General features: G+C 71.4%; 4 protein-coding genes. All 4 read left to right on the forward strand.

Annotation, left to right across the window (positions count from 1 at the left end):
- The first annotated feature begins 76 nt into the window (after positions 1-76).
- On the forward strand, positions 77-832 hold the full coding sequence (locus tag VFM98_RS09325) for an ABC transporter permease (RefSeq protein ID WP_325109646.1): 756 nt from the start codon (positions 77-79) through the stop codon (positions 830-832).
- A gap of 9 nt (positions 833-841) precedes the next feature.
- A complete protein-coding gene (locus VFM98_RS09330; RefSeq protein ID WP_325109647.1) occupies positions 842-1,849 on the forward strand; it encodes an ABC transporter substrate-binding protein in 1,008 nt (335 codons plus the stop codon).
- A complete protein-coding gene (locus VFM98_RS09335) occupies positions 1,846-2,613 on the forward strand; it encodes an SDR family oxidoreductase (protein WP_325109648.1) in 768 nt (255 codons plus the stop codon). The genes VFM98_RS09330 and VFM98_RS09335 overlap by 4 nt, the downstream gene beginning before the upstream one ends.
- Positions 2,610-2,972: hypothetical protein (locus VFM98_RS09340; protein ID WP_325109649.1), on the forward strand; the 363-nt coding region annotated here is incomplete at its 3' end. The genes VFM98_RS09335 and VFM98_RS09340, both read left to right, overlap by 4 nt.

Raw genomic sequence — 2,972 nt, forward strand, 5'->3', positions numbered from 1 at the left:
CAACGCGCACCAGCCCCGCGTTCGCCGAGGCCTGCGCGCGGGTGCGCGCGGCGCTGCACCTGGAGGCCGTGGAAGCATGACGCGCGCGCGCCTCGGCTCTCTCGTCCTGCTGGTGGCGCTCCTGCTTGCCTGGGAGGCGGCCTGCCGCCTGCTGGCGCTCCCGAAGCTGGTGCTGCCGCCGCCTTCGGCCGTGGCGGTGTCGCTCTGGCACGGCCTCGCCAGCGGCTACTTCTGGCCGCACCTGCGCACCACGGTGGTCGAACTGCTGCTCGGTGCGGCGAGCGGCTGCGCGATCGGCTTCGCGGCCGGCGTCGCACTGGCCGAATCTTCGTCGCTGCGCCGCCTGCTGATGCCCTACGTGGTCGCGAGCCAGGTGGTGCCCAAGCTGGCGCTGGCGCCGCTGTTCGTGCTCTGGTTCGGCTTCGGCATGACGTCCACCGTGGTGATCACGGCGCTGATCTGCTTCTTCCCGCTGCTGGAGAACACGCTCACCGCGCTGCAGCAGGTGCCGCCCGAGCGGCTGGAGCTCTTTCGCATGCTCGGTGCCACGCGCGCGCAGACCCTGTGGCGGCTGAAGCTGCCGTCGGGCCTGCCCGCCATCCTGGCCGGCGTGCGCGTTGCCGTGGTGCTGGCACTGGTCGGCGCGGTGGTGGGCGAGTTCATCGGCGCCAGCCGCGGGCTCGGCGCCCTCGTGATCGCCACCCAGGGCACCATGGACACGTCGCTGATGTTCGCCGTGCTGGTGCTGATCGCCGCGCTCGGCATGTTCGCCTACCAGGCCACGCTGCTGCTGGAGCGCTGGCTGCTGCTGCCCTTCACCCGCACGAGCTGAGGAGAACCCATGCAATCCATCCCCCGTCGCCACCTGCTGGCGGCCCTCGCGGCCGCGCCGCTCGCGGGCCTGGCCCAGACCGCGCCCGCGCGCCTGGAGCGCGTCGTCGTCGCCGGCTGGAACAAGCCGATCACCGAAGTCACGCCGCTGCTGGTGGACGAGGACAAGGGCTTCTACCGCGCGCAGGGCGTCGCGCTCGAATACGTGCCGGGGGCCGGCAGTGCCGATGCGATCCGCAACATCCTGAGCGGCCAGGCCGACGTCGCCTTCAGCGACCCGCTCACCTTCTTCGCCGCGCTGGACAAGGGCGAGAAGCTGCGCGCGATCTACGACATCTATCCGCAGAACGTGTTCAACGTGGTGTCGCTCAAGGGCAGCAACATCACGAAGCCGGCGGACCTGAAAGGCAAGAAGGTCGGCGTCTACAGCCTCGCGAGCGGCACGCGGCAGGGCCTGCAGGTGCTGCTGCATTCGGCCGGCCTGACCGAGGCCGACGTGACGGTGGTCGTCACCGGCCTGCTGAATTTCGCGCCGCTGATGCAGGGGCAGGTCGACGCGACGGCGGCCACCGACACGGGCCTGCTGATCGGCCGCCGCCGCGGCCTGCCCGAGGTGAACGTGATCGAGGTCGGCAAGGTGCTGCCGATGTCGAGCGACCTGTTCGTGGTGCGCGAGGACGTGTACCAGGCCCGGCGCGATGCCCTGCGGCGCTTCCTGCGCGGCTACGCCGATGCCGCCGCGTGGATGATCGCGCAGCCGCAGGAGGCGGCGCAGCTCGCCGCCAAGCTCGCCATCGACGGCACCGATCCGGCGCTGAACCTGGAGATCATCAAGCTGCGCAACGCGGCCAGCGTCTCGGCGCTGACGAAGCGCAACGGTCTCGGCGCGCTCGACGTCACCTCGCTGCAGGCCGCGGCCGACACCTACCGCAAGCTGGGGCTGCTGCAGAAGCCGCTCGATGCCGGCAAGGTGGTGAGCCAGGACCTGCTGCCCGGCCGCCGGGGAGACGCGGGATGAACTTCGCCGGCCAGGTGGTGCTGGTGACGGGTGCCAGCCGCGGCATCGGCGCAGCGATCGCGCGCGCCTTCGCGGCGGAGCAGGCCACCGTCGCCGTCAACTACTTGCGCAACGCCGAAGCGGCGGCGCAGGTGGTGGCGCAATGCCAGGCGGCCGGCGGCGACGCCTTCGCCGTGCAGGCCGACGTGACCGTGCCCGAACAGGCGGCGCAACTGGTGCAGCGCGTGGTGGACGAAGCCGGCCGCATCGACGTGCTGGTGAACAACGCCTTTCGCGCCTATGCCTTCGATCCCGAGCAGCGCAAGACCTTCGCCGACCTGGACTGGGCCGACTACCAGGCGCAGTTCGAGGGCTCGGTGGGCGCGGCCTTCCACCTGTGCCGGGAGGTGCTGCCGCACTTCCGTCGGCGCGCGCAGGGCAGCATCGTCAACCTGGTGAGCGACCTGGTGGAGAACCCGGTGGTGCCCTACCACGACTACACGACGGCGAAGTCGGCCCTGGTCGGCTTCAGCCGCAATCTCGCGAGCGAGCTCGGGCCGCTGGGCGTGCGCGTCAACTGCGTGGCGCCGGGGCTGGTGCATCCCACCGAGGGCAGCAGCGGCACCCGCGCCTCCTTCCGCGAGGCCTTGATGGCGGCCACGCCGCTGCGCCGCCTGGCGCGCCCCGAGGACGTGGCCGGGCCGGTGCTGTTCCTCGCTTCTGCCTGGAGCGGTTTCGTCACCGGCCAGGTGCTTTTCGTCGACGGTGGACGGGTGATGCAATGAACGACAAGGATCTGCTGGTCTGCACCTTGCAGGAAGCGCGCGAGCGCGCCGGCGTCGCGGGCGAGGCGCCCGCACTGGCGCGGGCGCTGCGCGAACGCGGCGCGTCCGCCGTGGTGATCGTGGGCGCGCGCGACGGGCTGGACTGGCTCGACACGCCCGAGGCGCGCGGCTGGCTCGGCGGGCCCGCGCAATCGGTTGCTGCGTTTGCCACGGCGATGCGCCAGGCGCTGTCACAAGGCTATGTCGCTGCCGACGCAGCGATCGTAGCGAAGACGATCTCTCCTTATGAACTGCCCCCCTTTTCCTGGGACGAGGCTGTTCCTCCCTCCCCCTTTGGGGGACGGCCGGGGTGGGGGCAC

Source organism: Ramlibacter sp., from assembly GCF_035706265.1.
Classification (GTDB): domain Bacteria; phylum Pseudomonadota; class Gammaproteobacteria; order Burkholderiales; family Burkholderiaceae_C; genus Ramlibacter.